Origin of the sequence: Geodermatophilus sp. FMUSA9-8 (genome assembly GCF_037034165.1) — a bacterium.
Taxonomy (GTDB): domain Bacteria; phylum Actinomycetota; class Actinomycetes; order Mycobacteriales; family Geodermatophilaceae; genus Geodermatophilus; species Geodermatophilus nigrescens.
This window is the reverse complement of sequence record NZ_JBAGKE010000010.1, coordinates 181,353-205,584: the sequence shown is the minus strand read 5'-3', so window position 1 is coordinate 205,584 and position 24,232 is coordinate 181,353. Positions and strand designations below refer to the sequence as shown.

Here is a 24,232-nt window from a genome sequence, read left to right as displayed (position 1 = left end):
TTCTCACGTCCTGGCGCCCAGGACGTGCGTAGAGCTTCCTATGCCATGAGGGCAGGATCGGTCCCGCACCCCATCCGACGACGCAGGGAGCGCCCGTGCCGATCACCGCCCGCGAGTGGCACCTCGCCGCCCGGCCCCACGGCGAGCCGACGCCCGACGACTTCGCGCTGGTCGAGGTCGAACACCCCGACCCGGCCGAGGGCCAGGTGGTCGTGCGGATGGTCGCCATGTCGGTCGACCCCTACATGCGCGGGCGGATGCGCCTGGGCCCGTCCTACGCCGCGCCGTGGGAGGTCGGCGAGGTGATGAAGGGCGGCGCCGTCGGGCGGGTCGTGGAGTCCCGCTCCCCCGACGTCCCCGAGGGCGCGCTGGTGCTCGCCGACGCCGCCTGGCGCGACGTCGCCGTCCTCGACGCCCGCTCGGTGCGGCAGCTGCCGCCGACGGGCGACCTTCCGCTGACCTACTCGCTGGGGATCCTCGGCATGCCCGGGCACACGGCCTACGCCGGCCTGTTCCGGGTGGGCGCCTTCCGCGAGGGCGACGTCGTGTTCGTCTCCGGCGCGGCCGGGGCGGTGGGCAGCGCGGTCGGCCAGTTCGCGCGGCTGCGCGGCGCGTCGGCGGTGGTCGGCAGCGCCGGCACGCCGGAGAAGGTCGCCTGGCTGCGCGAGATCGGCTTCACCGCCGCCTTCGACTACCACGACGGGCGTGTGAAGGACCTGCTGGCGCAGGCCGCGCCCGACGGCATCGACGTCTTCTTCGACAACGTCGGCGGCGAGCACCTCGACGCCGCGCTCGGCGCCCTGCACGTGCACGGCCGCGCGGTGATCTGCGGCTCGATCTCCAACTACAACGCCACGGAGACCGTGCCGGGACCGGCGAACTTCAGCTCGCTGATGATCAGCAAGCGGCTCGCCGTCTCCGGGCTGCTCGTCAGCGACCACACTGACCTGTACCGCGAGTTCGCCGAGACGGTGTCGGGGTGGATCCGCTCCGGCGAGCTGGCCGTGCGGGAGACCGTCTACGAGGGCCTGGAGAACGCCGTCCCCGCCTTCCTCGACCTCCTCAAGGGGGCCAACACCGGAAAGATGGTCGTCCGGCTGGCACCCGACCCGGATTGAGGCGGGCCGGCACCGGGAAGGGGCCGGGCATGTGGCTGTTCCTGACCCGGCGCCTGCGCGTCTGGCTGATCGTGACCGTCGTCGTCCCCCTGGCCACCGGGCTGCTCCGTCGCCTGGGGCAGACCCTCGAGCGGCGCGGCGGCTCGACCCCGCTGAGCCGGGCGCTGCTGCAGGCCGGTGACCTCGGCGACCGGGCGCGGGCCCGGCTGCGCGGCGGCGGCCGACGCCGCCGGTGACGACCGCCGCCCGCGTCCCCGCCCTCGACCACCTGGCGGCGACCGCGCCCACCCGCGCGGTCGCCGTCTTCGCCCACGGCGGCACGGTGGCCAGCGTGGAGCCGCCGCGGGAGCGGGCGCTGTCGCTCGTGCGGATGCGGGCGATCCAGGAGGCCGTCTCGCGGGCGGCGGCCGCGCGGGGGGTGGAGACCTACCTCGTCCGCTACCGGGTGGCTGGCTGGAACGGGGCTGCCGCCGACGCGCACGCCGACGTCCGCTGGGCCCTCGACCAGGTGCGCGAGCGGCACGGCGAGGTGCCGGTGGTGCTCGTCGGGCACTCGATGGGCGGCCGGGCCGTGCTGCGCGCCGGCGACGACCCGTCGGTGACCGCCGTCTGCGGGCTGGCGCCCTGGACGCCGCCGGGCGAGCCGGTGGCCCACCTGCGCGGGCGCACCGTCGTGCTCGCGCACGGCCGCGGCGACCGGTGGGTGCCCGCCCGGCTGTCCGCGGAGTTCGCGGTGCGCGCTCAGCGGGCCGGCGTCCGGGTCGCGCGGTTCACCCTCCCCGGGGGGCACGGCATGATCCGCGCCGTCGGCCGGTGGCACGGGCTGGTGCGCGACGTCGTCCTCGCCGGGTCGGGCCTCGCGCCGTGGCGCGACGACGTCCGCGGCGCCCTCGCCGCGACGCCGCCGGAGGGGCTCGCCGTTCCGCTGTAGATCCCGCTAGCCTGCCCCGCGTGACTGCCGGGTCGGCCTCGCGCCGCGCACGGAACGGGTCCCCGGCCGCCGGGTGAGCCCGCGGCGGGCCCGCGGCCCGCCCCGTCGTCCTGTCCTCCCCCTCCCCCGCTCGCCCTCCTGGACAGGACCCCGCATGACCCATCCCCTCGGCGCCCAGCTGCGCCGTGTGCACGACACCCTCCGCGCCGACCTGCGCGCCCTGCAGGCGGCCGCGGCCGGCGGCGCGCCCGCCGACGCGCGCCGCACGCTGCCCGCCCACTGCCTGGCGTTCTGCGCCGCGCTCACCGCCCACCACACCGGCGAGGACGCCGCCGTCTTCCCGCTGCTCGCCGAGCGCTTCCCGGAGCTCGCGCCGGTGCTGCAGAAGATGGCCGAGGACCACGAGATGATCTCCGGCATCCTCGCCCGCGTGGAGGAGCTGGCCGGCGAGCTCGCCGCCTCGGGCAGCTCCCCGCGGCTGGCCGGCGAGCTCGACGGCCTGGCCGCGATCGCCGAGTCGCACTTCTCCTTCGAGGAGCGGCGGATCACCGCCGCGCTCGACCGGCTCCCGGACGCGGCACCCGCGCTCGACGGCCCGGTCCGCCTCCCGCGCGCGGGAGGCGGACCGCCGGCTCAGGAGAACAGCGCGCTGTAGCCGTTCAGGGCGGGCTGGCCGCCGAGGTGGGCGTAGAGCACGGTCGAGGACGGGTCGATCTCGCGCCGCTGCACGAGGTCGATCGTCGCGGCCATCGACTTCCCCTCGTAGACCGGGTCGGTGACCATGCCCTCGGTGCGGGCGGCGGTCTCCATGGCGCGGATCGTCGCCTCGTCGGGGATGCCGTAGACGCCGCCGTGGTAGCGCTCGTCGAGCTCGACGTCCTCGAGGGTCAGCTCGCGCTGCACGCCGATCGCGCGGGCGGTCCGCAGCACCTGGTCGCGGGTCTCGGTGGGCTTGGCGGAGGCGTCGATCCCGAGCACCCGCCGCGGCCGGCCGCCCTGCTCCTCCAGCAGCGCGAACCCGGCGACCATCCCGGCCTGGGTGGACCCGGTGACCGAGCAGACGACGACGGTGTCGAAGAAGACGCCGAGCTCGGCCTCCTGCTGCGCCACCTCCAGCGCCCAGTTGGCGAACCCGTGCCCGCCGAGCGGGTGGTCGCTGGCGCCGGCCGGGATGGCGTAGGGCGTGCCGCCGCGGGCCTCGATCTCGGCGAGCGCGGACTCCCAGCTCTCCTTGAACCCGATGCCGAAGCCGGCCTTCACCAGCCGCACGTCGGCGCCGGCGAGCCGGCTGATCAGGATGTTGCCGACCTTGTCGTAGACGGCGTCGGGCCAGTCGACCCAGCTCTCCTGCACCAGCACGCACGACAGCCCGACGTGCGCGGCGACGGCGGCCACCTGGCGGGTGTGGTTGCTCTGCACGCCGCCGATGGAGACCAGCGTGTCGCAGCCCTGCGCGAGCGCGTCGGCGACCAGGTACTCGAGCTTGCGGGTCTTGTTGCCGCCGTAGGCGATGCCGGAGTTGCAGTCCTCGCGCTTGGCCCAGACGGCGGCGCCGCCGAGGTGCGCGGTGAGCCGGTCGAGGCGGTGCACCGGCGAGGGGCCGAAGAGCAGCGGGTGCCGGGGGAAGTCGCCGAGGGTCGTCGCCCTCGGGGCGGCGGGAGGGGCGTGCTCAGTGGTCATGGGTCTCCTCCAGTTCGGACAGCAGCGCCGTCCAGATCTCGGTGGTCGTGGCGACGGCGGCGTCGACGTCCCCGCCCGCGCAGGCGGCGATCAGGCGCTCGTGCAGCCCGACGGACCCCCGCCCGTGCGCCGCGGCGAACCGGGCCCGCTCCAGCCGGCGGATCGCGGGGGTGAGCCGCTCGACGGTCGCGGTCAGCGCGCCGTTGCCCGCCCGCGCGAGCAGCACGCCGTGCAGCTCGTCGTCGGCGGCGAGCGCCGCGTCGAGGTCGCCGGCGTCCACGGCCGCGGCGAACCGCGCGTTGGCCGCGCGCATCGCGGCGACGTCGTCCCCGGTCACCCGGCCGGCCGCCTCCCGGGCGGCGAGCTCGTGCATGACCCGGACGACGGCGGCGGCGTCGCGCACCTGCCGCGGGCGCAGCGGCGTGACCCGGGTGTGGCTCTGCGGCTTGGCCTCGACCAGCCCCTCGTCGACCAGCTTGGCCAGCGCGGCGCGCACCGGGGCCACCGAGAGGCCGAGGCGGCCGGCCAGCTCGGCGTCCTTGACGACTGCGCCGGGCGCGAGCTCGCCGGTGACGATCGCGGCGCGGATGCGGGTCAGCGCCTGGTCGCGCAGCAGCACCCGGCCGACGGGGGCGAGCGGAGCGGTCATAACTGACATCTCAGATGTCAGACGTCCGCCCGTCAAGGGCGAGGAGCGCGACAACGGCCCTTCTCTTGCGGTTGCTGGCCGTCCGGGGCCTCGTCGGGGCGGGCGCCCGCCCGCAGGATCGCCGCATGGACTGGAGCACCGACCCCGCCGAGACCGCCGCCCACTTCGCCCGCCGGCTGGCCGTGGAGACCGATGTCTCCGACGTGCACGCCGCCCTCGAGACCGGCGACCCCGGGTTCGTGCTGCTGGACAGCCGCAGCCGGGAGTCGTGGGACCAGGGCCGCGTGCCCGGCGCGGTGCACCTGCCCGGCCGGGAGCTCGCCGACCGCGCGGAGGCCGAGCTGGACCGGTCCGTCCCGGTCGTCACCTACTGCTGGGGCCCGGGCTGCAACGGCGCCACCCGCGCCGCGCTCGTGCTGGCGGGACTCGGCTACCGGGTGCGGGAGATGATCGGCGGGTTCGAGTACTGGGCCCGCGAGGGGCTGCCGGTGGCGACGGCGGACGGCCTCACCCGGCCCGACGTCGACCCGCTCACCGCACCGCGGGCGGTCAGCTGCGGGTGCTGAGGTCGGGCGCGGCGTCGTCGGCGAGGCGGGCCCACAGCAGCTCGTCGTGCTTGACGCCGTCGGCGTAGCGGAACGAGCGGCGCAGCCGGCCCTCCAGCGTGAAGCCGGCCTTCGCCGCCACCCGGCCCGACGCCGGGTTGTCCACGGCGTGCACCAGCTCGACCCGGTCGACCGGCAGCGCCGCGAAGCCCCACCGGACGGCGGCGTCGACGGCGCGGGCCGCCAGCCCGCGGCCCCGCGCGGCGGGCACCGTCCAGTAGCCGACCTCGGCGTCGCCCTGCTCGAGGTCGACCGAGTGCAGCGCGACCGAGCCGAGCAGGCCGCCGTCCGCCGCGTCGGCGACCGCCCAGGGGACGAACCGGCGGTCGCCGACGTCGAGGCGGCGGGCGAGCCACTCCTCCGCCGTCGCCCGGCTGCCGTCGAGCGGCGTGGCGCTCCACGCGCGCAGCGCCGGGTCCTGCATCGCCGACCAGACGGCGTCGAGGTCGCCGGCCCGCCACGGGCGCAGCAGCAGCGGGCCGGCGGGCAGCTCGTCGGGGGCGCGCACGCCTCCGATCGTGCCGGGGTGCTCAGCTCTCGGCGGACCCCGGGGCCGACATCGGCTTCATGGTCTTGGCGGCCACCGTGTCCGGCGTCAGCGCCGACACGCGGCCCATCGCCTTGCTGGTGAGGGAGCCGGCGAACACCGACGCCTCGCCCTCCATCAGACCCTCGTAGCCCTGGCGGGCCACCAGCGCCGGGTCGTCCTTGGCGTCGCTGGCGCCGAGCTTGGTGTCGGTGAGGTCGCCGCGGTCGAAGAACTCGGTGTCGGTGGGGCCGGGCAGCAGCGCGGTGACGCTGACCCCGGTGCCGGACAGCTCCTCGCGCAGCGCCAGGGCCAGGGACTGCACGAACGCCTTGGTCGCCCCGTAGACGGCCTGGAACGGCTGCGGCGCCTGGGAGGCCACCGACGAGGTGAACAGGATCCGGCCCTCGTCGCGCGCCCTCATGTCCTCGACGACGCGCTTGGCCAGGTGCACCGTCGAGCCGCAGTTGAGCGCCACCATGCCGAGCTCCGCGTCGAGGTCGGTCTCGGCGAAGGCGCCGCCCAGCCCGACGCCGGCGTTCAGCGCCGCGGCGGCCAGCGGCCGGCCGGAGCCGCGGACGGCGGCCACGAGCAGCTCCCGGTCGTCGTAGCTGGTCAGGTCGCCGCGCACCGGGGAGACGTGCGCGCCCATCCCGCGCAGCGTCTCGGCCGCGGCGTCGAGCTCGTCGTCCTCGGCGGCCACCACCAGGTCGAAGCCGTGCTCGGCGAACTGCTCGGCCAGGGCGAGTCCGATGCCGCTGGAGGCGCCGGTGACGAGGGCGAGGGGGCGGTCGGTGGGGACGGTCACGGGGACTCCCGGGGATCGAGGTGGCGCGGTCGCACCGGTCATGCCCATCCGGGACGGCCGCGACCCGCATCGGCGGGTAGGAGGCGCCCGTGGACCCGCGCCCCGTCGCCGCCGTCGTCGACGACGCCCTGCGCCCGCTGCTGCCGGCCCGCGACCGCGCGGCCGGCCGGGCGCGGTCGTCGTCCGGTCCCGTCCCCGGCCCAGCCGGGCACCGCGCCCGCCACGGGGAGGGCCGACAGCGCTACGAAGGCCCCTTCCTCGTCCGCCTCCCGCGCGCGGACGGCGGACTGGCCCGCGGGGGCCACGGGTCGGCCCGCGCGTGTCAGCGCCGCCGGGCAGGAGCACGGGCGTCCGCCCAGCCCGACGGAGGGAACCCCGTGCCCGAGTACTCGCTCCCCGACCTGCCCTACGACTACGCCGCCCTCGAGCCGCACATCTCCGGCCGGATCATGGAGCTGCACCACGACAAGCACCACCAGACCTACGTGACCGGCGCGAACACCGCGCTGGAGAAGCTCGCCGAGGCGCGGGAGAACGACGGGCTGGGCACGGCGAACCTGCACGAGAAGAACCTGGCGTTCAACCTGGCCGGGCACGTCAACCACTCGGTGTTCTGGCCGAACATGAGCCCCGACGGCGGCGACCGCCCCGACGGCGAGCTGGCCGCCGCGATCGACGAGCACTTCGGCTCCTTCGACGGCTTCCAGGCCCACTTCACCGCCGTCGCCAACGGCGTGCAGGGCTCGGGCTGGTCGATCCTCGCGTGGGACTCGGTGGGCCAGAAGCTGGTCATCTGCCAGCTCTACGACCACCAGGGCAACCTCGCCGTCGGCCTGGTGCCGCTGCTGCTACTCGACATGTGGGAGCACGCCTTCTACCTGCAGTACCAGAACGTGAAGGCCGACTACGTGAAGGCCTGGTGGAACGTCGTCAACTGGGCCGACGTCACCGACCGCTTCACCCGGGCACCGCCACCGCCGGGCTCATCGTCCCGGCGGCCTGAGCGCCTCCCGGGGCCGCGGACGCGCTCCACGGCCCCGGGACGCAGGCAAGCCTCACCTCGGCCCGCGCGGGCCACCTCCTGGCCCGACCGTGACACCTCCGGCGGGCAGAAACCGGCACAGAGCCCGCCCGACCAGCCCCCGCCCCTGTGAGGCCGCCGTGTACCTGTCCAAGACCGAGGCCGCCGTCCTGCCGACGACGCTGGTCGGCACCCCCAGGACCCCGCCGCCGCCCGCGACCGGCCGCCGCCGCATCTGGCCGCTGCTCGGCCCCGCGTTCGTCGCCGCCGTCGCCTACGTCGACCCGGGCAACTTCGCCACCAACTTCTCCGGCGGCGCCTCGTTCGGCTACACGCTGCTGTGGGTGATCGTCGCGGCCAACCTCATGGCGATGCTCATCCAGAGCCTCACCGCCAAGCTGGGCCTCGCCACCGGCCGCGACCTGGCCACCAACTGCCGCGAGCGCCTGCCGAAGCCGGTCACCCGCGGGCTGTGGCTGCAGGCCGAGGCCGTCGCCATCGCCACCGACCTCGCCGAGATCGTCGGCGGCGCCGTCGCGCTGAACCTGCTCTTCGGGGTGCCGCTGCCGGTCGGCGGGATCATCACCGCCGTCGTCGCCTTCGTCCTGCTCGGCGCCCAGTCGCGCGGGCACCGGCCCTTCGAGCGGGTCATCGCCGGACTGCTGCTGGTCATCGGCCTGGGCTTCGGCTACACGCTGGTCGGCTCCGGCGTCGACCTCGGCGGGGTGGCCGGCGGGATGGTGCCGACCTTCGAGGGCCCGGACAGCCTGGTGCTGGCCGCCGGCATCCTCGGCGCGACGGTCATGCCGCACGTCATCTACGTGCACTCGGCGCTCACGCCCGGCCGCTACGGCGACGTCGTCACCGCCGGCAAGACCGAGCAGGGACGGCGCCGGCTGCTGCGGGCGCAGCGCCTCGACGTGCTGGTCGCCATGGGCGTCGCCGGGCTGGTCAACGCGGCCATGCTGATCATCGCCGCGCAGCTGTTCACCGCCGACGACGGGATCGCGTCGCTGGAGAGCGTGCACGCCGGCCTCGGCGACCAGCTCGGCACCGGCGCCGCCCTCGCCTTCGCGATCGCGCTGCTGGCCAGCGGGTTCGCGTCGTCGTCGGTGGGCACGCACGCCGGCCAGGTCGTGATGGCCGGCTTCCTCAAGCGGCACGTCCCGGTGCTGGCCCGGCGGCTGGTCACCCTCGCCCCGGCCCTCGCGGTGCTCGTGCTCGGCGGCGACCCCACCACCGCGCTGGTCTGGTCGCAGGTGGTGCTGAGCTTCGGCATCCCGTTCGCGCTGGTGCCGCTGCTGTGGCTGACCAGCCGCCGCGACCTCATGGGCGGCTGGGTGAACCGCCGCACCACGACGGTGGTGGGCTCGGTGGTGGCGGCGCTGATCATCGGCCTCAACGCCCACCTGCTGATCGGCTTCGTCTCCTAGGGGAGCGCTCGACGGCGTGCGCCGAGGTGCAGTCCGCGCCGGTCGGACTGCACCTCCGCGCACGGTGTCGCGGCTCCGTGTCTAGGCCGGCTCGGGCACCCCGCCCGGGTCGCCGCCCGGGTCGCCGGGGGTGGGCTCCACGGGCGGGGGCGGCAGCGGCTCCGGCGCGTCGGGCAGCAGCTCGCCCGGGTCGTCGGGCACCGGCTCCGTCGGGTCGATGACCGGTTCCGGTTCTGGGATCGGCGAGACCATCCGCCGAGTCAACCAGCGCCCGGCCGTGCGCACCGCGTCGGCCTCCCACACGTCAGGCTCCACCGGCCGACACCGTGCGCCGAGGTGCAGTCCGGACGCCGTGACCTGCACCGCGGCGCACGGTGTCGCAGCGCCTCAGGCGACCGCGACGCCCAGCACGTGCGGGCTGGCCGGCACGCGGACCCGCGCGGGCGGGAAGTCGAACCGCCGCGCCCGGCGCACGGTGAAGCCGGCCCGCTCGATGTCGGCGACCTGGTCGGTGGCGGTGTGGCAGCCCCCGGCGAGCAGTGGCCAGCCGGCGACGTCGACGAACCGCTGCACCCGCCGCAGCCGCCGGTCCTCGGCCACCGTGTGCTCGAGGAAGCGCAGCTCCCCGCCGGTCCCGACCACCCGGCGCACCTCGGCCAGCGCCCGCGCGCGCTCCCGGATGCTGCACAGGACCAGGCACAGCACGGCGGCGTCGGCCGCGCCGTCGGGCAGCGGCAGCTCCTCGGCCGTGCCGGCGTGCACCTCGACGGCGACCCCGGCGGTGCCCGCCTCCCGCTCGGCGGCGGCCCGCAGCCGCGGCTCGGGCTCGACGGCGACCACGCGGGTGACCGCCGGCGGGTAGTGCCGGAAGTTCAGCCCGTTCCCGCAGCCGACCTCGGCCACGACGCCGGCCAGCCCGCCCAGCAGCTCCCGGCGGAGGTCGGCCATGCCGGCGTCCTCCAGGCGCCGGCTGACCCGGTCGTAGCAGCGGCTGAAGACGGGGCGCGGGCGGTCGGTCGCCATGGGTCACGGTCCCGGCCGCGGGACGACCCCGTCAAGCCGACCCGACCAGCGGCCGGCGATCAGCCGGGGAGAACCCCTCACGGGGAGATCCGGGTCGACCAGGTCGACAGCCCGCCCGCGGGCCGGAAGCCGAGGGCCTCGTTGACCGCGACCATCGGCCGGTTGCTGTCGGCGTTGTAGGTGCTGATCCGCCGCACCTGCGGCATCGTGGCGGCCAGTTCGCGGAGGACGGCGGCCTTGATCCGCGCGCCGAGGCGGTGCCCGCGGTGCTCGCGCAGCACCAGCGTCCCGCTCTGGTTCGCCCGTTCCGGCTGCTCCAGCGGCACGTGCAGGTCGGTGAACGCGACGAGCCGCCCCCCGTGCAGCGCGCCGGCCGACAGCACGGTGCGCCCGCGGTCGAGGACCAGGGCCTCCATCTCCCGCACCCGCGCGCCGTCCCAGACCTCCTCGTCCACCGGCACGTCCCCGGTCGGGGCGTCGGTGGACATCCGCCGGCTGAGCAGGGCGCGGTCCTCCAGCAGCGCGTCCGGCGCCCGGTCCCGCCAGGTGACCACCTCGTAGCCCGCGCTCGCGGCGGCCGCCCCGGCCTCCAGCGCGGCGAGCCGCTCCTCGTCGGCGGGCAGCAGCAGGTCGCGGCGGGTCTCCTGCAGGTCGCACGTCCACCCGGCGGCCCGGGCGAAGGCGCGGCCGGCCGTGCCCGGGCCGGGTTCGTCGACCTCGGCGACCGCCGACGTGCGCCCCGCCGCCGCGGCCAGCCGCAGGCCCTCGGCCAGCAGGGCGGTGCCGGTCCCGCGGCGGCGGGCCCCCGGGTGCACGGCGACGTCGAGGAACGCCGTGGACGTGTTGTCCCGGACCGGCAGCAGCACGCGCAGGGCGCCGACCACCCGGCCGCCGTCGACCGCGGCCCGGTGCGTGCCCCGCTGCGCGCCGCCGGGGGTGGTCAGCCGCCGCCCCAGGGCGACGTGCTCCCGCGCCGGCCGCGGCCGCTCGCCGGGGCGGTCGGCGCGCTGCGCGGCGGCCCACACCTCGCACCAGGCGGCGAACAGCGCGTCGTCCGGGCCGGTCTCGACGATGCGCACCCGTCCGTTGTAGCCCGGGGCGCAACGCGGTTCCTCAGACCGCCCAGATGCCCGCGAAGTGGTGCACCGGGCCGTGCCCGGAGCCGATCCCCAGCGCCGCCCCGCCGGCCAGCGCGGCCTGCAGGTAGTCGCGGGCGCCCTCGACCACCGGCGCCCAGTCCGGCTCCGCGTCCTCGGTGGCGGCCGCGCGCCGGCGGGCCAGCAGCGCCGCGATCGCCGACGACAGCGTGCAGCCGGTGCCGTGCGTGGCCCGGGTGTCGATCCGCGGGCGCACGGTCTCGACCACGCCGGTGGCGGTGGCGAGCACGTCGACCGACACGTCCCCGCCCAGGTGGCCGCCCTTGAGCAGCACCGCGCGCGGGCCCAGCTCCAGCAGCGCCCGCGCCTGGCCGGGCAGCTCGTCCACCGTGGTGGCCGGCGCCGTGCCGAGCAGCGCGGCCGCCTCCGGCACGTTCGGCGTCACCAGGTCGGCCACCGGCAGCAGCACGTCGCGGACGGCGGCGACCGCGTCGTCGTCGACGAGCCGGTCGCCGCTGGTGGCCACCATGACCGGGTCGACGACGACCGGCCCGGCGGCGCGGCCGGCCAGCCGGGCGGCGACCTCGCGCACCACCGCGGCGGTGCCGAGCATGCCGGTCTTGGCCGCGTGCACCGTGACGTCGTCGAGCAGGGTGGCGATCTGCTCGCCCACGAACTCCGCGGGCACCGGGTGCACGCCGGTGACGCCGCGGGTGTTCTGCGCGGTCAGCGCGGTGAGCACCGCGGTGCCGTAGGCGCCGAGCGCGCTGAAGGTCTTGAGGTCGGCCTGGACGCCGGCGCCGCCGCTGGGGTCGCTGCCCGCGACGGTGAGCGCGACCGGCACCCCCGACCGCCCGGTCACCGGGCAGCCCGCAGGGCGCGCGCGGCGGCCGCCGGGTCGGGGGCGGCGCAGATCGCCGAGACGACGCAGATGCCGTCCACCCCGGTCACCAGCGGCGCCCGCTCGACGTCGATGCCGCCGATGGCGACCGACCGCAGTCCGCCCGCCGCGGCCTCCGCCGCCAGCGCCGCGACCCCCTCGGGCCCGAGGCCGGTGCCGGCGTCGGGCTTGGTGGGCGTGGTCCACACCGGCCCGATTCCCACGACGTCGACCGTGCCCGGCGGCAGCGCCAGCGCGACGGCGAGTTCGTCGGGCGACCCGGTCGAGAGCCCGAGCAGCCGGTCGGGGCCGATCCGCTCGCGGACCTCGGCGGCCGGGGTGTCGTCCTGCCCGACGTGCACGCCGTCGGCGCCGGCCATGAGCGCGACCTCGACGTCGTCGTTGACGAACAGCGCCACGCCCGTGCCGGCGAGGACCTCCCGCACCGTCAGCGCGAGCGCGTACAGCTGCCGGCACGACGTCGTCTTGTCGCGCACCTGCACCGCCGTCACCCCGCCGGCGACCGCGGCCCGCACCACCTCGGCCACGCCGCGCTCGCCGGACAGCGCCGTGTCGGTGACGAGGTAGAGCGTGGGGTCGAAGGCGGGCCTCACGCGTCGACCCGCGCGGCGGACAGGTCGGTCACCGCGTCGAGCGCGTCGAGCCACAGCGGCGCGAAGGTGCCCGGCCCGGCGGCGACGGCGGCCGCGGCCTCGGCGGCCAGCGCCACGTGCGCGTGGGCGGCGACCGCGCCGGTGAGCGGGTCGGCGCCCGCGCCCAGGTAGGCCGCGACCAGCGCGCCGAGGGCGCACCCGGCGCCGGTGGTGCGGGTGAGCAGCACCGATCCGCCGCCCACCCGGACGGTGCGGGTGCCGTCGGTGACGACGTCGACCTCGCCGCTGACGGCCACCACGCCGCCGGTGCGCCCGGCCAGCGCGACGGCCGCGTCGAGCGCGTCGTCGGTCTTGTCCGTGGAGTCGACGCCGCGCCCGCCGGAGCCCGCGCCGGCCAGGGCCAGCACCTCGGAGGCGTTCCCGCGGACGACGGCGGGCCGCGACCCCAGCAGCTCGGCGGCGAGCTCCGTGCGGAACGGCAGCGCCCCGACGGCGACCGGGTCGAGCACCCACGGCGTCCCGGCCGCCGCGGCCGAGCGGGCGGCCAGGCGCATCGCCTCCGCGGTGGCCCGGTTGACGGTGCCCACGTTGACCAGGACCGCCGAGGCGACGGCGGCGAAGCCCTCGGCCTCGGCGGGCTCGTCGACCATCGCCGGCGCAGCGCCGACGGCGAGCAGCGCGTTGGCCGTCAGCGTCTGTACGACGGTGTTGGTGAGGCAGTGCACGAGCGGCGCGCGGCCCGCGAGGGCGGACCGGGCAGCGGTCAGAGCGGCGGCATCCACCGTGACGTCCCTTCGCCAGCATGACCTGGACAGGTTCGACGGGTGTGTTCTCAGCCCGCCGGACGGCGGACACCCCGGGTCACTGACCGGCGACGGTACCCCCGGCCGGTGCGGGCCCGCCCGCGAAGGCCGAGTCGAAGAACGCCAGCTCCAGCTCCATCGCGCGCCGGTAGGCCCGGCGCACGGCCGGGGTGTCGGCGGCCAGCCGGTCGAGCAGCGCCTCGAGGGTGCGCGCCAGCTCCTCGAAGCCCGGGTCGGCGTAGGTGTCGACCCATTCCCGATAGGCACCCACCGCCACGGGGACCAGTGCCTGGCCGAGGGAGGCGTACAGCCGCATGCACGGCGTCATGGCCGCGCAGACCTCGCCGAGCTCACCGAGCGCGGCCGTGGCCAGCAGGAAGTCGGTGTAGGCCGTCGTCGCGGGGGCGGGCTCGACGGCGGCCAGGTCGATGCCCCAGCGCGCGGCGTACCCGTCGTGCAGCCGCAGCTCGTCGCGGACCCCGGCCAGCAGGCCGGCGAAGGCGTCGAGCGCCGCCCGGTCGCGGCTGTGCGCCACCCCGAGCGCGTAGGCGCGGGCGAACGCCTCGAGGAAGAACGCGTCCTGGGCGACGTACCCGGCGAACCGCTCCCGCGGCAGGGTGCCGTCGGCGACCCCGCGGACGAACGGCGAGTCCAGCGACGCCGCGGCGAGGTCGGCACTGCCCCGCCACAGGTCGGCCGAGAGGCTCATGCGGTCCTCATGCGGTCATCGCCCAGAAGTCCGCCTCCGCGGCGGCGACCTCCAGGAAGGCGGGCTCGTCGCCCGGGCCCGCCGCGTCGGCCGCCGTCTCCAGCGCCGCGACGTACCCGGCGAAGCCCGGCGTCGTCCAGTGCTCCACGAACGGCCCGTACCGCCCGGCGCCGGGGCGGGCGCCGGACCAGGCGTCGAGGTAGGCGCGCTCCACGGCCCACAGCGCGGTGAGGGCGGTGCCGACGTCGGCGACGTCGAGCCGGTACAGCAGGTCGCCGTAGGCGATGGTGGCCGGCAGCTGCGGCGCGGCGAGGTCGAGGTCGCGCTCGGCGGCGACCCGGCCGAACCAGTCGAGCTCCTGCACCAGCGCGACGCAGCCGTCGGCGAGGACGGCCTGCGCGGAGCGCGGCGCGCGGGCGAGCAGCCGCGCCTGGAAGCGCAGCAGGTCACCGAGGAAGTGGGCGTCCTGCACGAGCCAGGTGTCGAAGGAGGCGTCGGGCAGCGTGCCGTCGCGGACGGCGTCGAGGAACGGGGAGCGGGTGGCTCGGCCCCACGCGTCGGCGTGGCGGGCGAGCAGGTCGGCGACCGGCACGGCGGCCGACCCTACGGGGTGGTTATCGTGGCGGCGCCATGTGCGGGAGCTCGGGGCAACCGGGCTGAGAGGGCGGCTGAGCGCGCCGCCGACCGCTGGAACCTGACCGGGTAATGCCGGCGTAGGGAGCAGCCATGAGCACGTCCGACCGTGTCCGTACCGGCGCCCGCACCTCCGACGCGCCCCTCACCCTCGACGAGGCGCCGCCGCGCACCCTCGGCCTCGGCGAGTCCCTCGGCCTGTGGGCCAACCTCGGCGTCAGCCTCCTGCTGCCGGTCGCGGCGGTGTTCGTCGTCCTGCCCGGCCGGCCGCTGTGGGTGACCCTCGCCGCCGTCGTCGTCGGGGCGGTCGTGGGCTCGCTGCTGCTCGGCGCGGTCGCCGCCGCCGGCGCCCGGGAGAGCGTGCCCGGCATGGTGCTCCTGCGCGGGCTGCTCGGCCGGCGCACGTCCTGGCTGCCCACGGCGTTCAACCTCGTGCAGTGCATCGGCTGGGCGACCTTCGAGATCGTCGTGATCGCCGAGGCCGCCGCCCGGGTGCTCGACGCGCCCCGCTGGCCGTTCGTCCTCGCCGCGGGCGTGCTGGCCACCGCGATGGCGCTGCGCCCGCTCGGCGTCGTCCGGGTGCTCGCCCGCTACGCCGTGTGGGCCGCGCTGGCCGCCGTCGCCTACCTGTTCGCGCAGGTCCTGGCCGAGCCGCTGCCGCCGCTGGAGGGCGGCGGGGCGACGTCGTTCTGGACCGCCGCCGACATCGTCATCGCGCTGCCGGTGTCCTGGCTGCCGCTGGCCGCCGACTACACCCGCCACGCCCGCAGCGCCCGCGCCGCCGGCGTCGGCTCCGCGGTCGGCTACGGCCTGGCCACCGTGGTGATGTTCGCCCTCGGGGTCCTCGCGCTGGCCGCCTACGGCAGCTCCGGCCTCGACGTCATCGGCGCGCTGCTGGCGGTGCCGCTCGGCGCCGTGGCGGTGCTCGTGCTGGTCGCGGTCGAGCTCGACGAGGCCTTCGCCAACCTGTACTCGACGGCGGTGTCGGCGCAGAACGTCGTCGGCCGGCTCGACCGGCGGGTGCTCGTGGTGGGCGTGGGCGCCGCGGCCACGCTGCTCGCGCTCACCCTCGACGTCGTCGCCTACGAGCCGTTCCTCTTCCTCATCGGCGCGGTGTTCGTGCCGCTGGCCGGCGTGCTGATCGTGGCCTACTGGCTCACCCCGCGCGGGGCCTGGGACACCTCCGACACCGCGCCCGCCCGGCCGCTGTACCTGCTGCCGTGGGCCGCCGGGTTCGTCGCCTACCAGCTCACCCTGCCCACGTACTTCCCCGGCCCGGGCGCCGGCTGGACGGCGTGGTGGAGCGCCCGGCAGGCCGACCTCGGCATCGACCCGGGCAACGGCTGGTCGGCCTCGCTGGTGGGTCTCGCCGTCGCCGTCGTCCTCGCCCTGCCGCTGGTGCTGCGCGGCCGCCGGCAGCGCGCCGCCGCATGACCGACGTCGCCGTCGCCGGCGGCGGCCTGGTCGGGCTCGCGGTGGCCTGGCGGGCGGCGCGGCGCGGGCTGTCGGTGACCGTGGTCGACGACGCCCCCGGCACCGGCGCCTCGCTCGCCGCGGCCGGGATGCTCGCGCCGGTCACCGAGGCCGGGTACCGCGAGGAGGCGCTGCTGCGGCTCGGCGCCGCCTCGCTCGGGCGGTGGCCCGCCTTCGCCGCCGAACTGGAGGCGGACTCGGGCCTGCCGGTGGGCCTGCGCACCGCGGGCACGCTGGTGGTCGGCTTCGACGAGGACGACGTCCGCGAGCTCGACGCGCTGCACGCCTTCCAGCGCGAGCTCGGCCTGGCCGCGCAGCGGCTGACCCCGCGCGAGACCCGCCGCCGGGAGCCCGCGCTGGCCACCCGGGTGCGCGGCGGGCTGCTGGTCGAGGGCGACCACTCCGTCGACGGCCGGGCGGTGCACGCCGCGCTGCTCGCCGCCGCGGAGGCCGCCGGGGTGGAGCTGCGGCGGGAGCGGGTGGCCGACGTCGCCGTCGACGGCGGGCGGGCCGCGGGGCTGGTGCTCGCGTCCGGGGAGCCGGTCGCGGCCGGCGCCACCGTGCTGGCCCTCGGCGCGCACACCTGCGCGCTCCCCGGCGTCCCGGCGCTGCCGGTGCGCCCGGTGAAGGGGCAGGTGCTGCGCCTGGCCGGCGCCGACGGGCTGCTCGGGGGCACCGTGCGGGCGCTGGTCCGCGGCCGGCACGTCTACCTCGTCCCGTACGGGGGCGACCGGCTCGTGGTCGGCGCCACCGTGGAGGACCGCGGCTTCGACGCCCGGGTGACCGCCGGCGGCGTGCACGACCTGCTGCACGACGCCATCGAGGTCGTGCCCGAGGTGGAGGAGCTCGAGCTGGTCGAGACCCTCGCCCGCTGGCGCCCCGGCACGCCCGACAACGCGCCGCTGCTGGGCCCCGGCCCGCTGCCCGGCCTGGTGCTGGCCACCGGCCACCACCGCAACGGCGTGCTGCTCACCCCGGTGACCGCCGAGGCCACCGCGGAGCTGCTCGTCACCGGCGCCCTGCCCGCGGTGGCGGCGCCGTTCACCACCGACCGCTTCGGGAGGACCTGAGTGCAGGTGACCGTCAACGGCGACGCGGCCGAGCTGGCCGACGGCGCCACCGTGGCCGACCTCGTGGCCGATCTGCTGGCCGAGCGCGAGTCCGGCCACGACCGCGTCGCCGTCGCCCGCAACGGCGACGTCGTCCCGCGCAGCAGCTGGGCGCAGACCCCGCTGGCCCCCGGCGACGCCGTCGAGGTGCTCGCCCCGACCGCAGGAGGCTGACGATGACCACCCAGGACCTCACCGGGCGGCTGGCGCCCGCCCTCGCCGCCGAGGAGGCCGGCGACCCGTTCGTCCTCGGCGGGCAGACCCTCACCTCGCGGCTGCTGCTGGGCACCGGCGGCGTGCCGAGCCTGGAGGCGCTGGAGGCCGCCGTCCGCGCCTCGGGCACCCAGCTGGTCACCGTCGCGCTGCGCCGCGTCGAGGCGTCGGCGGCCGGCTCGATGATGCAGGTGCTGGACCGGGCCGGCGTCCGGCTGCTGCCCAACACCGCCGGCTGCCGCACCGCGCGGGAGGCGGTGCGCACCGCCCGGCTGGCCCGCGAGGCGTTCGGCACCGACTGGGTCAAGCTCGAGGTCATCGGCGACGACGTCACGCTGCTCCCCGACGCCGTCGAGCTGCTCGACGCCGCGGAGCAGCTGGTCGCCGAGGGGTTCACCGTGCTCGCCTACACCACCGACGACCCGGTGCTCGGCCGCCGGCTGGCCGACGCCGGCTGCGCCGCGGTGATGCCGCTGGGCTCGCCGATCGGCAGCGGCCTGGGCATCCGCAACCCGCACTCGATCGCGCTGCTCCGCGACGCCGTCGACGTGCCGGTGGTCCTCGACGCCGGCATCGGCACCGCGTCGGACGCCGCGCTGGCCATGGAGCTCGGCTGCGACGCGGTGCTGCTGGCCTCCGCGGTGACCCGCGCCCGCGACCCCGAGCGGATGGCGCTGGCCATGCGGCAGGCGGTCGAGGGCGGGCGGCTGGCGCGGCTCGCCGGGCGGATCCCGCGCCGCTGGCATGCCGAGGCCTCCACCTCCGTCGAGGGCCTGCCCGCCCTGTGACCCCCCGGCTGCTCGTCGTCACCGACCGCACGCAGGCGGCCCGCCCGCTGTTCGAGACGGTGGCCGCGGCGGTGGCCGTCGGGGCGCGGGCGGTGCTGCTGCGCGACAAGGACCTGCCCGCCGCCGAGCGGGCCGCGCTGGCCGCCGACCTGCGCGACCTGCTCGACCCGGTCGGCGGGCTGCTGGTGTGGGGCGGGGCGGCCGGCGCGCCCGCCGGCCTGCCGGTGCACCTGTCGGCCGCCGACCCGTTCCCGGACGCCCGCCCGCCGCTGGTCGGCCGCTCCTGCCACTCGGCGGCCGAGCTGGCGCGCGCGGCGGCCGAGGGCTGCGACTGGGTGACGCTGTCGCCGTTCGCGGCCACCGACTCCAAGCCGGGGTACGGGCCCGCGCTGGGCCCGGCGGGCCTGGCGGGCCACCTCGCCGCACGGGGCCCGGGCGCCCCGCCGGTGCTGGCGCTGGGCGGCGTGCGCCCCGGCGACGTGGCGGGCTGCCTCGCCGCCGGGGCGTCCGGCGTGGCGGTGATGGGGCCGGCGATGCGCGACCCCGCCGTCGTCGCCGACTACTGCGCGGCGCTCGCCGCCGCCTGACGCGCCCCCGGGCGGCCCGGGAGCACCAGGTTGAGCACGACGGCGACGACGGCCGCGACGACGATCCCCGAGTCGAACAGCGCGCCCCACTCGCCGGTGACCCGGTCCAGCGCCCCGGGCACCGACGCGATGCCCCGGCCGAGGGCCAGCGACAGCGCCACGATCAGCAGCGAGCGCGTGTCCAGCCCGTCCTTGGCGAGCATCTGCACGCCGATCGCGCACACCATGCCGAACAGGACCAGCACGCCGCCGCCGAGCACCGCGGGCGGGATGGCGGCGAGCACCGCGGCGACCTGCGGCAGCAGCGAGAGGCCGACCAGCACCAGCGCGCCGATGGTCACCACGTGCCGGCTCATCAGCTTCGTCAGCGCCACCAGGCCGATGTTCTGGCTGAACATCGTCGTCGGCAGGGCGCCGAAGACGCCGCCGAGCACCGCGCTGCCGCCCTCGGCGAGGATGCCGCCGCGCAGCTCCCGCCGCGTGGCCGGCCGCCCGGCGCCGCCCTCGGTGACCGCGTGCACGGTGCCCACGGAGTCGACCATGTTGACCACACCGACCACGGCCATCGACAGCACCGCCACCAGCGGGAACGACAGGCCGAACTCGAAGGGCAGCGGCACGGCGACCAGCGGCCGGTCGCCGACGCCGGAGAGGTCGAGCAGGCCGAACGGGATGGACACCAGGTAGCCGACGACGACGGCCACCAGCACCGACGCGCTGCACAGCAGGCCGCGGCAGAACTGGTTGAGCACGACGGCGAGCAGGCAGACCAGCGCGGCGATGCCCAGGTTCACCGGCGAGCCGAAGTCGGGCGAGTTGGCGCCGCCCGCGGCGAGGGTGATCCCGCTGGGCAGCAGGCCCAGGCCGATGACCAGGATGATCGTGCCGGTCACCACCGGCGGGAACAGCGCGGCGACCCGGTGGATGCCGAGGGCGATGGCCACCTGGACGGCGGCGGTGACCAGCACGCCGCCGAGCACCGCCGACAGCCCGTGGTCCTCGGCCAGCGGCACCGCGACGGCGATGAACGCGAACCCGGAGCCCATCATCAGCGGTAGCCGGCTGCCGACCGGGCCGATGCCGACGGTCTGCAGCAGGGTCGCCAGGCCGGCGCACAGCAGCGCGGCCTGCACCAGCAGGATGGCCTCACCGGTGGTGGCGCCGATGACGCCGGCCAGCAGGATCGCCGGCGTCAGGTTCGAGGTGAACATCGCGAGCACGTGCTGCAGCCCGAGCGGCACCGCGACCCGCCACGGCGGGCGGCCGTCGGGGTCGGCCGGGTCGGTGCTGCGGGGCGCGGTGCTCCGGGATGAGGTGCCGCGGGACGCGGTGCCGGCGGCGCGCGACCGCACGGAGGACAGGACCATCGGGGGACTCCTCGGCCGCAGGGGGCGGGTACCCGCAGCAGCGTCCCGGCGCGGTGTTCCGGGCACGTTCCGCGCGCGTGGCGGGTCCGTTCCGGTCCCGGCGGTGTGACGCTCCTCGCAACCGTGTTTGAGCCGGCCCCGCGCGAGCCATACGCAGGTGTTCGACCACGGCGCCGGCACGGGCGCCCGACAGCCACGGGGAGCACACGGGTGAGACGCGGACCGGCCGGCCCCGGCTGGCCGTCGGCTCCCCCTCCCCCCGCCTGGGACGGCGTCTCCTGGCAGCTGTCCGACGTCGCCGAGCTGCCCCGGGTGCGCGCGGAGCTGCGGCGGTCGCGCACCGTCGGCGTCCCGGCGGACCTGCGCGACCGGCTGCTGCTCGTCCTCGACGAGATGGCGTCCAACGCCCTGCGGCACGGCGGCGGGTCGGTGGAGGCCGCCGTGCGCCGCACCGGCGACGCGTTCCTCGTGGCGGTCACCGACGGCGACACGCGCACCGCGCCGACCCCCGCGGTCGACCGCGACCCCGCGCAGGGCGGCCTGGGCCTCTACCTGATCGCCGAGTTGTCCACGGCGCACGGCTGGTACGTCGACGGCGACGCGAAGACCGTCTGGGCGGTCCTGCCCCGCTAGGGCCGTTGCGGGTGCAGCCGGATGGCCACGAGGGCGACGTCGTCCTGCAGTCCCTCGGGCCGCAGCCGGCGGACCAGCGCGTCGCACAGCCGCTCCAGCGGCAGCCCGGCCAGCTCCGTCAGCGCGTCCCGCAGCCGCTCGATGCCCTCGTCGAGCAGCAGGTCGCGGCCCTCGACCAGCCCGTCGGTGTAGAGCAGCAGCGTCGAGCCGCGGCGGACCTCGACCTCGTGCGAGGTGCGGCGGGCGGCGGGGTCGACGCCGAGCATGAGCTCGCCGCGGTCGCCCCCGAGCCGGCGCACCTCCCCCTCGGGTGTGAGCAGCAGCGGCGGGGGGTGCCCGGCGTTGGACCAGCGCAGCGTCGTCGTCCCGGCCGCCCGCTGCTCCGGGGTCTGCTCGACCCGGGCGACGACGGCGGTGGCCATGGTGTCGAGGCCGAGCGCGTCGACGGCGGCGTCGAGCTCGGCGAGGACGGCGTCGGGCGGGGTGTCGCCGCGGTGGGCGACGCCGCGCAGCATCCCGCGCAGCTGGCCCATCGCGGCGGCCGCCTCGGTGTCGTGGCCGACGACGTCGCCGATGACGAGCACGGTGGCGCCGTCGGGCTGCTGGAACGCGTCGTACCAGTCGCCGCCGACCTGGGCGACCTGCACCGCGGGCTGGTAGCGGACGACGATCTCGGCGTCGTCGGGCTGCGGCGGCGCGGTGAGCATGCTGCGCTGCAGCGCCTCGGCCAGGCGCCGCTGCTGGTCGAACAGCCGGGCGTTGTCCAGCGCCAGCGCGACGCGGTCGGCCACCTCGCGGGCCGCGGCGACGTCCTCGGCGGTGGCCGCGGGCCGGCCGGCGCCGCGGTAGACGCTCAGCGCGCCGAGGGTGCGGCCGCGGGCCACCAGCGGGAGGGTGACCGCGGTCCGCGGGGCCAGCGCGTCGAAGGCGTCGAGCACCTCGCCCTCGGGCAGCGTCGGCCGGATCGCGGCCGGCACGTCGGCCACGGTGAGCAGCCGGCCCGACCCCAGCGCGCGCAGCACGGGGGCGTCCGGGGCGATCGACGCCAGCCGCAGCGCGGCGTAGGTGGCCGTCACCGGGCGCAGCGCGGGGTCGGCGTGCCAGCTCGCGACGTCGTGCATCCGCCCGTCGGCGCCGTCGGCGAGGGTGAGGATCGCCCAGTCGCCGAGCACCGGGACGACGGCCTCGGCCACCCGCTGCAGCGCGGTGCGCTCCCCCGCCGGTGAGCCGAGCGTCGCGGACATGAGCGCGCTGACCTCGGCGACCAGGGCCAGCCGGGCCGCGCTGTCCCGGGCGCGCTGCTCGGCGGCGCGGCGCTCGGTGACGTCGAGGAAGTACACCGACAGGCCGTCGGGCCCGGGCCAGGCGCGCACCTCGTACCAGGAGTCCAGCGGCGGCGGGTAGTACGCCTCGAAGACCCGCTCCTCGCCGCGCTCCATGGCCGCGCGGTAGTGGACCTCGAAGTCGCTGCCGACGGCCGCCGGGAACAGCTGCCAGATGACGCCGCCGAGGAGCTCCTCACGGGAGCGGTGCAGCACCCGCTCGGCCTCGGCGTTGACGTAGGTGAACCGCCACCCGCGGTCGAGGGCGAAGAACGCCGACCGCATGGTCTCGAGCACCCGGGAGACGCGGGCGTCGCCCTCGCGGAGGCGGGTGGTGTCGATGCCGGCGCCGAGCAGCCGCACCGCCGTGCCGCGGTCGTCGGCCAGCGCCCGGCCGCGGCCCTGCACCCAGCGGGTCTCCCCGTTGGGCAGCACCACCCGGAACTCCGCGTCGTAGACGCCGACGTCGTCGATGGCGTCCTGCAGCGCCTGCAGCGTGCGCTCGCGGTCGTCGGGGTGCAGCCGCGCGGCGAAGGCGTCGATCGACTCGTCGAAGCCCCCGGGCCGGTACCCGAAGATCGCCAGCAGCTGGTCGTCCCAGGACAGCCGGCCGGTGACGAGGTCCCAGTCGAAGCTGCCGATGCCCGCGGCGTCGATGGCCAGCTCGAAGCGGATCCGGCTGACGTCGGGGTCGTCGGGCAGCAGGGACAGCGGCCGGGACGCCTTCCCCGGCGGCCCCGGGCGCTGCTCGGGGACGGTCACGGGGGTGCGGGTCCAATCAGTGGGGGGAGCTGCGGTACGCCGTCCTTTCTCCCATGCGCGGCGCGGGGGCGACAACCGGGGTGCCGGGGACGACACGGCGGGGCCCCGGCCCGCGAGCGCGGACCGGGGCCCCGGGGGGTGCGGTCAGGCGGCCGGCTGGACCCCGAAGGTCGCCAGCCAGTCCTGGACGACCGGGATGTCCACGCGCTGCAGGCCGTCGATGTACCGGCAGTTCGCGGTGTAGCCGTAGCTGGTGACGGTGACGACGTTGCCCGAGGGCCCGAAGCTCGGGCCGCCGGAGTCGCCGAAGCAGGTGCCGCCGCCGCCGCGGTTGTCGTGCTCGTTGCCGTTGACCTGCAGGATCTGGGCGGTCAGCTTCTGGCCGACGACGTCGGTGTAGCGGCGCAGGATCGGGTAGCTCTGCGGCGTCGGCATCTGCGGGCCGGAGTCGGGCCGGCGCACCTCGGTGCCGTAGCCGACGGCGCGGAACAGCGTCCGGTTGAGCGCGGGCTGGCGGTACTGCTCCAGCTCGTTCGGCGCGGCCAGCCGCGCGGGCTCCACGCCCGCGGGCGCCGGCTCGTCGAGCACGACCACGCCGACGTCGTTCCAGTTGTCCGTGTCGGTGAAGTCCGAGTAGTCCGGGTGCGTGTACGCGGTGCCGGAGACCCAGTCGACCGCGTCGGTCTCCTCGGAGCCGGTGTACCCCACCGCCGGGTCGGCGACCGGCAGGTCGGCGGGCGCGGCCTCGTCCACGACGGGGTCGAAGGTGACCAGGGTCCGGCCCACCGTGCCGGCGGTGCAGTGCGCGGCGGTGAGGACGACGTCCTCGGACACCAGCGTCCCGGAGCAGCGGAAGCGCCCGCCCGTGCCGTCGTAGAAGACAAGCATGCCGACGTTGTCGTAGATGTTCGTCCGGTCCTCGATGCCGCCGGTGACGGCGCCGGCGGGTGCCGGCGCGACCAGCCGGCGGTGAGCAGGGCAGCGGCTCCGGCGAGCACTGCCCTCGTACGTGCGTGCATCCCTCGTCCCCTCGGTGGGCCAGGTGCCGCCGAGTGAGCGACCCCACGGAGGGCAACGAACCGCGCACGGAGGGGATACGCAACTCGAACGGGCCGGGGCCGTCCGGAACGCCGGACGGGCGCCCCGGGAGGCCGGCCGGCGGGCTGCCGGTCCGGCGCTCCGGGAGCGCCCGTCGAGGTCGTGTCCCCGCTGGTGTCCCTGCTGGTGTCCCTGCGCCGCGGGCTCGCGGGCCGGCGTCCTGCGGTCTCCTGTCGCGGCGCCGGGCCGGGGACCGCGGGCCGGGTCCGGGAGCGCTCCTCGGGCGGCGGGGCCGCGCCGGTCTCCGGGGCGCCGTCCTGCCAGGCCGTGCCGGTCAGAGACCCGGGGGACGACGGGGCGGGTCGTCCGTGCCGGGCACCGGCAGGTCCTGGTCCGCCTCCGCCGGCGGC

The 24,232-nt window shown here is 77.0% G+C and carries 28 protein-coding genes and 2 riboswitches; of the genes, 13 read left to right on the top strand and 15 right to left on the bottom strand.

The window, feature by feature from the left end; all coding sequences use genetic code 11:
• Positions 1-95: 95 nt before the first annotated feature.
• From WA616_RS19995 to WA616_RS19980, 4 genes are all read left to right on the top strand, one after another.
• Positions 96-1,118, top strand: coding sequence for an NADP-dependent oxidoreductase (locus WA616_RS19995; protein ID WP_336032619.1), 1,023 nt, complete (start codon positions 96-98; stop codon positions 1,116-1,118).
• A 29-nt stretch (positions 1,119-1,147) separates the two neighbouring features.
• Positions 1,148-1,354 (top strand): hypothetical protein, encoded by a 207-nt coding sequence (locus WA616_RS19990; RefSeq protein ID WP_073422157.1) that lies wholly within the window; start codon positions 1,148-1,150, stop codon positions 1,352-1,354.
• Positions 1,351-2,049, top strand: coding sequence for an alpha/beta fold hydrolase (locus WA616_RS19985; RefSeq protein ID WP_336032616.1), 699 nt, complete (start codon positions 1,351-1,353; stop codon positions 2,047-2,049). Before WA616_RS19990 ends, WA616_RS19985 begins: the two co-directional genes overlap by 4 nt.
• Before the next feature lie 154 nt (positions 2,050-2,203).
• Positions 2,204-2,704, top strand: a complete 501-nt coding sequence (locus WA616_RS19980; RefSeq protein ID WP_336032614.1) for a hemerythrin domain-containing protein — start codon at positions 2,204-2,206, stop codon at positions 2,702-2,704.
• Here WA616_RS19980 and WA616_RS19975 read toward each other — a convergent pair.
• Both WA616_RS19975 and WA616_RS19970 read right to left on the bottom strand, forming a co-directional pair.
• Positions 2,683-3,729: a 1-aminocyclopropane-1-carboxylate deaminase gene (locus tag WA616_RS19975; protein WP_336032613.1), complete on the bottom strand. Its 1,047-nt coding sequence runs from the start codon at positions 3,727-3,729 to the stop codon at positions 2,683-2,685. The genes WA616_RS19980 and WA616_RS19975 overlap by 22 nt on opposite strands.
• Positions 3,719-4,378 carry a GntR family transcriptional regulator gene (locus tag WA616_RS19970; RefSeq protein ID WP_336032612.1) on the bottom strand — a complete coding sequence of 220 codons (660 nt, stop codon included), beginning with the start codon at positions 4,376-4,378 and terminating at the stop codon, positions 3,719-3,721. Before WA616_RS19970 ends, WA616_RS19975 begins: the two co-directional genes overlap by 11 nt.
• 125 nt (positions 4,379-4,503) lie before the next feature.
• On the opposite strand from WA616_RS19970, the gene WA616_RS19965 reads away from it, so the two are divergent.
• Positions 4,504-4,944, top strand: coding sequence for a rhodanese-like domain-containing protein (locus tag WA616_RS19965; protein ID WP_073422152.1), 441 nt, complete (start codon positions 4,504-4,506; stop codon positions 4,942-4,944).
• On the opposite strand, the gene WA616_RS19960 is transcribed toward WA616_RS19965, so the two are convergent.
• Both WA616_RS19960 and WA616_RS19955 read right to left on the bottom strand, forming a co-directional pair.
• On the bottom strand, positions 4,928-5,491 hold the full coding sequence (locus WA616_RS19960; protein ID WP_336032610.1) for a GNAT family N-acetyltransferase: 564 nt from the start codon (positions 5,489-5,491) through the stop codon (positions 4,928-4,930). The genes WA616_RS19965 and WA616_RS19960 overlap by 17 nt on opposite strands.
• A 22-nt stretch (positions 5,492-5,513) precedes the next feature.
• Positions 5,514-6,317 (bottom strand): SDR family NAD(P)-dependent oxidoreductase, encoded by an 804-nt coding sequence (locus WA616_RS19955; RefSeq protein ID WP_336032608.1) that lies wholly within the window; start codon positions 6,315-6,317, stop codon positions 5,514-5,516.
• An 89-nt stretch (positions 6,318-6,406) separates the two neighbouring features.
• On the opposite strand from WA616_RS19955, the gene WA616_RS24560 reads away from it, so the two are divergent.
• Together WA616_RS24560 and WA616_RS19945 are read left to right on the top strand one after the other, a co-directional pair.
• A complete protein-coding gene (locus tag WA616_RS24560) occupies positions 6,407-7,471 on the top strand; it encodes a Fe-Mn family superoxide dismutase (RefSeq protein ID WP_442902017.1) in 1,065 nt (354 codons plus the stop codon).
• Between the two features lie 7 nt (positions 7,472-7,478).
• Positions 7,479-8,771, top strand: coding sequence for an Nramp family divalent metal transporter (locus tag WA616_RS19945; protein WP_336032607.1), 1,293 nt, complete (start codon positions 7,479-7,481; stop codon positions 8,769-8,771).
• Positions 8,772-8,852: 81 nt separating this feature from the next.
• Here the strand turns inward: WA616_RS19945 and WA616_RS19940 are convergent, their stop codons facing one another.
• The 8 genes from WA616_RS19940 to WA616_RS19905 all read right to left on the bottom strand — a co-directional run bounded on the left by WA616_RS19940 (position 8,853) and on the right by WA616_RS19905 (position 14,489).
• Positions 8,853-9,086: a hypothetical protein gene (locus WA616_RS19940; RefSeq protein ID WP_336032606.1), complete on the bottom strand. Its 234-nt coding sequence runs from the start codon at positions 9,084-9,086 to the stop codon at positions 8,853-8,855.
• Between the two features lie 72 nt (positions 9,087-9,158).
• Positions 9,159-9,794: a class I SAM-dependent methyltransferase gene (locus tag WA616_RS19935; protein WP_336032605.1), complete on the bottom strand. Its 636-nt coding sequence runs from the start codon at positions 9,792-9,794 to the stop codon at positions 9,159-9,161.
• 77 nt (positions 9,795-9,871) lie between these two features.
• Positions 9,872-10,873, bottom strand: coding sequence for a GNAT family N-acetyltransferase (locus WA616_RS19930; protein WP_336032604.1), 1,002 nt, complete (start codon positions 10,871-10,873; stop codon positions 9,872-9,874).
• A gap of 34 nt (positions 10,874-10,907) precedes the next feature.
• A complete protein-coding gene (gene thiD, locus WA616_RS19925) occupies positions 10,908-11,753 on the bottom strand; it encodes a bifunctional hydroxymethylpyrimidine kinase/phosphomethylpyrimidine kinase (RefSeq protein ID WP_336032602.1) in 846 nt (281 codons plus the stop codon).
• A complete protein-coding gene (thiE, locus tag WA616_RS19920) occupies positions 11,750-12,385 on the bottom strand; it encodes a thiamine phosphate synthase (protein WP_336032601.1) in 636 nt (211 codons plus the stop codon). Before thiE ends, thiD begins: the two co-directional genes overlap by 4 nt.
• Positions 12,382-13,167 (bottom strand): hydroxyethylthiazole kinase, encoded by a 786-nt coding sequence (gene thiM, locus WA616_RS19915; protein WP_336032600.1) that lies wholly within the window; start codon positions 13,165-13,167, stop codon positions 12,382-12,384. The genes thiE and thiM overlap by 4 nt, the downstream gene beginning before the upstream one ends.
• Positions 13,158-13,254: riboswitch (TPP riboswitch) on the bottom strand. It overlaps the preceding gene by 10 nt.
• The gene (locus WA616_RS19910; RefSeq protein ID WP_336032599.1) at positions 13,247-13,897 is read right to left on the bottom strand and encodes a TenA family protein; all 651 of its coding nucleotides are present in this window, start codon (positions 13,895-13,897) and stop codon (positions 13,247-13,249) included. (Overlaps the previous riboswitch by 8 nt.)
• A gap of 7 nt (positions 13,898-13,904) precedes the next feature.
• The gene (locus WA616_RS19905; protein ID WP_336032598.1) at positions 13,905-14,489 is read right to left on the bottom strand and encodes a TenA family transcriptional regulator; all 585 of its coding nucleotides are present in this window, start codon (positions 14,487-14,489) and stop codon (positions 13,905-13,907) included.
• Positions 14,490-14,521: 32 nt separating this feature from the next.
• Positions 14,522-14,634, top strand: a riboswitch (TPP riboswitch).
• On the opposite strand from WA616_RS19905, the gene WA616_RS19900 reads away from it, so the two are divergent.
• From WA616_RS19900 to WA616_RS19880, 5 genes are all read left to right on the top strand, one after another.
• Positions 14,624-15,964 carry a purine-cytosine permease family protein gene (locus WA616_RS19900; RefSeq protein WP_336032596.1) on the top strand — a complete coding sequence of 447 codons (1,341 nt, stop codon included), beginning with the start codon at positions 14,624-14,626 and terminating at the stop codon, positions 15,962-15,964. Its footprint overlaps the riboswitch before it by 11 nt.
• The gene (thiO, locus tag WA616_RS19895; RefSeq protein WP_336032595.1) at positions 15,961-17,073 is read left to right on the top strand and encodes a glycine oxidase ThiO; all 1,113 of its coding nucleotides are present in this window, start codon (positions 15,961-15,963) and stop codon (positions 17,071-17,073) included. Before WA616_RS19900 ends, thiO begins: the two co-directional genes overlap by 4 nt.
• A complete protein-coding gene (gene thiS, locus WA616_RS19890; RefSeq protein ID WP_336032594.1) occupies positions 17,074-17,286 on the top strand; it encodes a sulfur carrier protein ThiS in 213 nt (70 codons plus the stop codon).
• A 2-nt stretch (positions 17,287-17,288) separates the two neighbouring features.
• Positions 17,289-18,113 carry a thiazole synthase gene (locus WA616_RS19885; protein WP_336032593.1) on the top strand — a complete coding sequence of 275 codons (825 nt, stop codon included), beginning with the start codon at positions 17,289-17,291 and terminating at the stop codon, positions 18,111-18,113.
• On the top strand, positions 18,110-18,700 hold the full coding sequence (locus tag WA616_RS19880; protein WP_336032591.1) for a thiamine phosphate synthase: 591 nt from the start codon (positions 18,110-18,112) through the stop codon (positions 18,698-18,700). The genes WA616_RS19885 and WA616_RS19880 overlap by 4 nt, the downstream gene beginning before the upstream one ends.
• Here WA616_RS19880 and WA616_RS19875 read toward each other — a convergent pair.
• Entirely contained in the window at positions 18,673-20,067 is a 1,395-nt protein-coding gene (locus WA616_RS19875; RefSeq protein WP_336032590.1) for a uracil-xanthine permease family protein, read from the bottom strand. The two genes, WA616_RS19880 and WA616_RS19875, sit on opposite strands and share 28 nt — an antisense overlap.
• Positions 20,068-20,277: 210 nt before the next feature.
• Between WA616_RS19875 and WA616_RS19870 the strand changes: the two genes are divergently transcribed.
• A complete protein-coding gene (locus WA616_RS19870) occupies positions 20,278-20,700 on the top strand; it encodes an ATP-binding protein (RefSeq protein ID WP_336032589.1) in 423 nt (140 codons plus the stop codon).
• On the opposite strand, the gene WA616_RS19865 is transcribed toward WA616_RS19870, so the two are convergent.
• Both WA616_RS19865 and WA616_RS19860 read right to left on the bottom strand, forming a co-directional pair.
• Positions 20,697-22,784, bottom strand: a complete 2,088-nt coding sequence (locus WA616_RS19865) for a SpoIIE family protein phosphatase (RefSeq protein ID WP_336032587.1) — start codon at positions 22,782-22,784, stop codon at positions 20,697-20,699. The two genes, WA616_RS19870 and WA616_RS19865, sit on opposite strands and share 4 nt — an antisense overlap.
• A gap of 144 nt (positions 22,785-22,928) precedes the next feature.
• Positions 22,929-23,672 (bottom strand): trypsin-like serine protease, encoded by a 744-nt coding sequence (locus WA616_RS19860; protein ID WP_336032585.1) that lies wholly within the window; start codon positions 23,670-23,672, stop codon positions 22,929-22,931.
• Positions 23,673-24,232: the final 560 nt, after the last annotated feature.